The sequence below is a fragment of the Pengzhenrongella sp. genome (genome assembly GCF_036565025.1).
Classification (GTDB): domain Bacteria; phylum Actinomycetota; class Actinomycetes; order Actinomycetales; family Cellulomonadaceae; genus Pengzhenrongella.
In genome coordinates this window covers 1-6,243 of record NZ_DATCNW010000071.1, presented here as the reverse complement: position 1 = coordinate 6,243, position 6,243 = coordinate 1, and the positions used below count along the sequence as shown (strand labels likewise).

The 6,243-nt window shown below is 70.8% G+C and carries 4 protein-coding genes and 1 pseudogene; 4 read left to right on the top strand and 1 reads right to left on the bottom strand.

All coding sequences use genetic code 11. The annotated features are described in order from the left end of the window. From VIM26_RS03805 to VIM26_RS03795, 3 genes are all read left to right on the top strand, one after another. A partial coding sequence (locus tag VIM26_RS03805) for a mycofactocin-coupled SDR family oxidoreductase (RefSeq protein WP_331949006.1) occupies positions 1–801 on the top strand: 801 nt, incomplete at its 5' end. 32 nt (positions 802–833) lie between these two features. Next, on the top strand, positions 834–2,345 hold the full coding sequence (gene mftF / locus VIM26_RS03800; protein WP_331949005.1) for a mycofactocin biosynthesis glycosyltransferase MftF: 1,512 nt from the start codon (positions 834–836) through the stop codon (positions 2,343–2,345). Positions 2,346–2,601: 256 nt separating this feature from the next. After that, complete coding sequence (locus VIM26_RS03795) at positions 2,602–3,240, top strand: GPR1/FUN34/YaaH family transporter (protein WP_331949004.1); 639 nt, start codon at positions 2,602–2,604, stop codon at positions 3,238–3,240. 15 nt (positions 3,241–3,255) lie between these two features. Here VIM26_RS03795 and VIM26_RS03790 read toward each other — a convergent pair whose 3' ends face one another. After that, a complete protein-coding gene (locus VIM26_RS03790) occupies positions 3,256–4,431 on the bottom strand; it encodes a glycosyltransferase (protein WP_331949003.1) in 1,176 nt (391 codons plus the stop codon). Between the two features lie 344 nt (positions 4,432–4,775). On the opposite strand from VIM26_RS03790, the pseudogene VIM26_RS03785 reads away from it, so the two are divergent. Next, positions 4,776–6,188, top strand: a pseudogene (locus VIM26_RS03785) (IS1634 family transposase); the annotation flags it as partial. Positions 6,189–6,243: the final 55 nt, after the last annotated feature.

Below are 6,243 nucleotides of genomic sequence, written 5' to 3'. Positions count from 1 at the left end.
GGCCACGCGCGGGCCGGCGACGCGCGGGTCGCGATCGTGACCGGGGCCGCCCGTGGCATCGGTGCCGCAGTCGTGGACGGCCTGGCCGGTGCGGGTTGGACAGTCGTGGCGGTCGACCGGTGCGCTGACGTGCAGGGCCTGGACTACCCGATGTCGCGTCCCGCCGACCTTGAGGCCGTCGCAGCCCGGTGGCCCGGTCAGGTCCAGGCGGTGGTCGCCGACGTCCGGGACGCCGAAGTGCTCGCGAAGGTCGTATCGCAGACGGAGCGGGACCATGGTGGCCTGGACGCAGCGGTCGCATCCGCCGCGGTGATCGCCGGAGGCAAGGCCCTCTGGAACGAGGCACCGCTCTCTCTGGAGACGATGTGGGACATCAACGTTCGAGGGACCTGGCACCTGGCCGCTGCCGCGGTGCCGGCGCTGCTGCGACGATCCGAGCCGCGATCGGGCAGGTTCGTCGCGGTCGCCTCGGCCGCAGGGCACCGCGGGCTGTGGCATCTGGCCGCCTACAACACAGCCAAGCATGCCGTCGTCGGGCTTGTCCTCGGGTTGGCCGCTGACCTGCGCGGCACCGGGGTGACCGCGACGGCTGTGTCCCCGGGATCGACCCGCACCCCGATGCTCGAGGCGACAGCAGCGCTCTACGGCCTGGAAGGCCCCGAGGAGCTGTCGGCACACCAGCTGGTCGAGCGGCTTCTCGAACCGGGCGAGGTGGCAGCCGCGATCTGTTGGCTGTGCTCCGAACAGTCCTCGGCGATGACCGGATCAGTGCTGCACGCCGATGGTGGTCTCACGACGTGAGCGGCACAGGTCCGGTGTCGGACCGACTGCCCATGGGCATACGGGTTCGGCTGACTCCCAGCACAGCCCGCAGCGACCGCGGACGCACGCTGTATGGCGGGACTCCGGCGCGCGTGATGTACCTGCTTCCCTACGCCGCCGCGCTGCTCGCGCACTCGGACGAGGTCGAGGTCGTCGACCGCAGCACCGGTGACCTCGCACGCCTGCTCGTCGACGGCGGTCTCGCCGTTCCGGTGTTCTCGCCGACGCTGCCCGGCGTCCCCGGGCTGGCAGACGTCACGGTGGTCATCCCGGTGAAGGACCGCGCCCAGCCCCTGACCCGGCTGCTCGCCGCGCTCCCCCCCGAGCTGCACGTGCTGGTCGTGGACGACGGCTCGTCCGACAGCGGCCCCGGTGACACGGCCCGCTCGGCCGGAGCGACCGTGCTGCGCCACGAGGTGTGTCGCGGGCCTGCGGCTGCACGGAACACCGGACTGTCAGCAGTGACAACGCCGTTCGTCGCGTTCCTCGACTCAGACGTCGTACCGCGAAGTGGTTGGCTGAAGGCGCTGCTGGTGCATTTCGCAGACCCCGCAGTCGGGCTCGTGGCGCCACGGATCGTCGCCCTGGACGACGTGTCCCCAGCGGGCACCTCGGCACGGTGGCTCACGGCATACGAGAAGGCACGCTCCTCCCTCGACCTCGGTCCGACGCCGGCCCTCGTGGTCCCGCGGGGACCGGTGTCCTACGTGCCGAGTGCCTGTCTGGTCGGGCGGGTCGCGGCGATCGGGGGAGGTTTCGACGAGGACCTGAACGTCGCCGAGGACGTGGACCTGGTCTGGCGATGTGTGGCAGCCGGGTGGCGGGTGCGGTACGAGCCGGCCAGCGAGGTGGCGCACGAGCACCGGGTGAACACCGGGCAGTGGCTCAGCCGGAAGGCGTTCTATGGCACCGGAGCGGCACTGCTGGCCGAGCGCCATCCGGGGGCGCTGGCCCCGGCCGTGATGGCGCCATGGACCGCCGTGGCCGTGGTCGCCGTCCTCTGCCAGCGTCGGTGGTCCCTGCCAGTGGTGGCAGCTGCCAGCGGCACGGCTGTGTGGCGGATCTCGCGGCGGCTCCACCGCAGCGAGCACCCCGTCCGGGGAGCGGCGCGTCTGGTGCCCTACGGGCTGGTGAGCGCGTCGTGGCAGACCGCAGGACTGCTCAACCGGCACTGGTGGCCGGCGGCTCTGGTCGGCGCCGTCTTCTCGCGCAGGGTCCGGCGCGCCGTCGTCGCGGCGGCGCTTCTCGAGGGGCTGGCCGACTGGCGGCGCGTGCGCGCCGAACAGCCGCTGCTGCCCTACATCGCCGCGCATCGGCTCGACGACCTGGCCTATGGGGCCGGCCTGTGGGCGGGCGCAGCCAGGGCGCGGACGCTGGCTCCGCTGCTGCCCGACCTCGGCGTGGGGCGGCCGTCCAGACGCACCCAGGGTTCGGTCGCGGCCTCGGCTTCGGGGGCGGCTTCGCGTGCGGCTTCGGGGGCGGCTTCCGGTTCGGCTCCCGCTGCCAACACAGGGCAGGTATAGGTGCGGGCCTATCCATCCGGGTGGGACGGCCCCGCCTTGTAGTCGGGAGGCCCCCGCCTTGTGGTCAAACCTGGACCGCAAGCCTTGACCACGTCCACGGATGCCGACGACGCTTCAATCGAACCCCCGTTCCATCAGCCACTGGCTGTCGCCCCCCGACGCGGACCGCGTCATACCGGGCCGTCCATCACTGCCAAGAGCACGAACACTTCACCTCGAGGAGAGCGTCACCGTGACCGATGACCAGCAAACCCAAGTGAGAACCCGCAGCACGCCCAAGCTGCCCGATCCGACTGTCGCCGAGGCCGCTGCCGTTGCGGCGCCTGTGGGCAACCCCGCGCTGATCGGCGTGCCGACGTTCCTGGCGGGCTCGATCGCGCTCGGGCTGGTCCTCGTCGGTTTTGTGCCGGCAACCGCCGGAGGTGCGTCCATCCCGATCATCATGACCGCGACCGGCATCGGCCAGCTGCTGGCAGCGAGCTGGGCGGCCAGGCTGGCGCAGAACGCGGTGGCGAGCATCTTCGGCATCTTCACCGGCTTCTGGCTTAGCTACGCCGCACTGGTGCTGGGGCTGACCCACAACTGGTTCGGCATCCTGCCGGCCGACGCGCAGAAGACACAGGAGCTGTTCCTGCTCACCTGGCTGATCCTGATCGTGCTGCTCACGCTGGCTTCGCTCAGGCTCCCGCTGGCCTTCACGGTGCTGTTCGTCCTGATCGACCTCGCCCTGCTTTTCGTCTACCTCGGTACGGCGCAGCCCAGCGCGAGCCTCGCCAAGGTCGGCGGGTACTTCGTGTTCTCCTTCGTCGCGGTCGGTGCGTACCTGTTCGTCGACGCGATGAGCCAGGCGACCGGTGGCAAGGCGCTCCCGCTCGGCACCCCGGTCATCCGCTGACCGGACCCAGGCTGCTCAGCTGATCTCCATCGCCCTCGAACTGCCGCTCACCTCAGGGTGGGCGGCAGTTCTGCGTGTCTGCGGTCGTCGTGCGGGCGACTCGGTCCCCGTCAGGCCGTGGAGCGCGAGCATCGTGTCGGTCGTCCGTGACCACGGGAACGTCTCCGCCCGCGCCCGTGCTGCGTGGCGCCGCCTCGCCTCAGGCACCGCGAGCAGTGCCGCAACGGCGGCGGCAAGCGCGGGAGCCTCTGGTCTCGCGCTGCGACCGGCGTCCCCCTCCACGAGCTCGGCCACCGCGGACGTGCTCGCCGCCACGACCGGCGTGCCGCAGGCCAGGGCCTCCAGGGCCGCGAGCCCGAACGTCTCCACCGGGCCGGGGGCCAGGACGACGTCCGCAGCGCCGAGCAGTGACGCGATGGAGGCGCGGTCCGCCAGGTGCCCGACCAGCTCCACCGGCAGTCCTTGGGCCCGACGCCGCATCGAGGCGGCGAGCGGACCGGACCCAGCCACAACCAGCCGGGCCCGGAAGCCGCCCGCGAGCATCACCCGGAGCGCCTCCACAGCGAGGTCTGGCCGCTTCTCCCGGGACAGCCGGCTGCACAGCACCAGCACAGGGATGTCATTGGTCGGGCGTGAGCCGGGCTGGAACTGGTCCAGGTCGACGCCCAGGGGCACGTGGTCGGTGGGCACGCCGATGCGGGCGAACTCCTGGGCTGCGAACCGCGTCGTGGTCACGATGCGGTCGAAGCGCTCTGCCGTTGTCGCGTTGTGCCGGTCCGCGGCGACCTGCGCCCCGCGGGCGCCCAGCGGCAGGAAGGCGCGCAGGACGCCGTCCAGCCTCTCGTGGGCGATCACTGTCGACGGCACCCCGGCGGCGCTGGCCCACCGGCCGAGCCCGCGCAGCGTCAGACGGTCGGACACCTCGAGCCGGTCGGGTGCCAGCGCATCCAGGATGGCGCGCACCCGGCCCAGGTCCGCCAGGACGGAGTAGCCGCCGGACCCGGGAACCCTGGGCCCTCGCAGGGTGATGCGCCGGCCCCAGGGCAGATCCTCGTCGCTCGCTCGCGGACCCGGGACCACGAGGACGAACTCGTGGCCAGCCGCCCGATATCCCTGCCCGAGAGCGTGGACGGTGGTGCGGATCCCTCCGCTGCGAGGAGTGTAGGCGTTGGCGACGTGGACGACGCGCAAGCTAGAACCCACCGTTGACGTGAGGGCGGGGCGACTCGGACACCACGGCGACCATCATCTGCGCAGTGCAACACAGTCACGGGTACCAGGCGATGAGCCCCGGGTGACGACCTGTCGACCTGCGAGTGAAGTCTCGACGCACGCCCTGGGTCCGGCGCTGCTGCGCCGATGTCGATTTCGGCGCGCGCCGTACGTCGTAGTGGTTAGACCGAAGTTACGAGCCATCTGAGCCCTTACCTGCACCCTGACCTGCGCTGTTGGTTGATTTGCGGCTCTGAAATGTAGCCAGTACTTGTGGCGTGTCATCATCGCGTTTAGGGGGCATAACCGTTACGATGGTTGGTATGACGAAGACACCGGGTGCGATGCACGTAGCCAAAATCACGAATCGGCGCGTCGACAAATCCGGTCAGCCTCGCGAGTATGTGAGCCATCTGCTGCGCCGGACCTATCGCGACGGCAGCAAGGTCAAGCACGAGACTCTGGCGAACCTGTCCCCGTTGCCGGCTGCCGCGATCGACGCGGTCCGGGCTTCGCTGGCAGGTAAGACGCTGGTCGTCGCCGGTGAGGGACTGGAGGTGACCGGCTCCCGCCCGCATGGGCACGTGGCCGCGGTCCACGCCCAGGCCAAGGCGCTCGGCCTGCCCGCCCTGTTGGGCCCGGCCGGGCGACACCGCGACATCGCGCTGGCCCTGATCATCGCCCGGGTGTGCCGGCCCGGCAGCAAGCTGGCCACGACCCGCTGGTGGACCGACACCACCCTGGCCGGCGACCTCGGCGTGGACCACGCGTCCACCGATGAGGTGTACGCGGCAATGGACTGGCTGCAAGCCCGCCAGGATGCCATCGAGACCAAGCTGGTCCGGGCGCACCTGGGTGGGGCGGACAACCCCGACCGGCTCGCCCTGTTCGACCTGTCCTCCTCCTGGGTCACCGGGCGACACTGCCCGCTCGCGGCCCGCGGCTACTCCCGCGACGGCAAGAAAGGCCTGCCGCAGATCGAGTACGGGCTGCTGACCGACCCCGCCGGGCGCCCGGTCGCGGTCCGGGTGTTCCCCGGCAACACCGCCGACCCGACCGCGTTCACCACCATCGTCCAAGCCGTCAAGGACACCTTCGGGTTGACCGACATGGTGATGGTCGGGGACCGGGGAATGATCACCAGCGCCCGCGTCGACGCGTTGCGCGAGCTGGGCGGGTTCGGCTGGGTCACCGCGCTACGCGCCCCCGCGATCGCCGCCCTGGCCGCCGACGACGGGCCGCTGCAGATGTCGCTGTTCGACCAGGTCAACCTGGCCGAGATCACCCACCCGAACTACCCCGGGGAACGCCTGATCGCCTGCCGCAACCCCGCCCTGGCACAAGAGCGGGCCCGTAAACGCCTGGCACTGCTGGAATCCACCGACACCCAGCTGTCCAAGATCACCGCCGCCGTGGCGGCCGGGCGCCTGGCCGGCGCCGGCAAGGTCGGGATCCGGGTCGGCAAGGTCATCGGCCGGTACAAGATGGCCAAGCACTACACCCTGACCATCACCGAAGACACCCTCGCGTTCACCCGCAATCAGGACGCCATCACCGCCGAGGCGGCCCTGGACGGGATCTACATCATCCGCACCACCGTGCAGGTCGAGCAGATGAACCCCGCCAAGGTCGTCGCGACCTACAAGTCCCTGTCCCGCGTCGAACGCGACTTCCGCTCCCTCAAGAGCATCGACCTGGACCTGCGCCCCATCCACCACCACATCGAGACCCGGGTCTGAGCTTCCCCTCGAATCGTGGAGGCTTCTTCAATGATGGATGGACGTGCTGGCC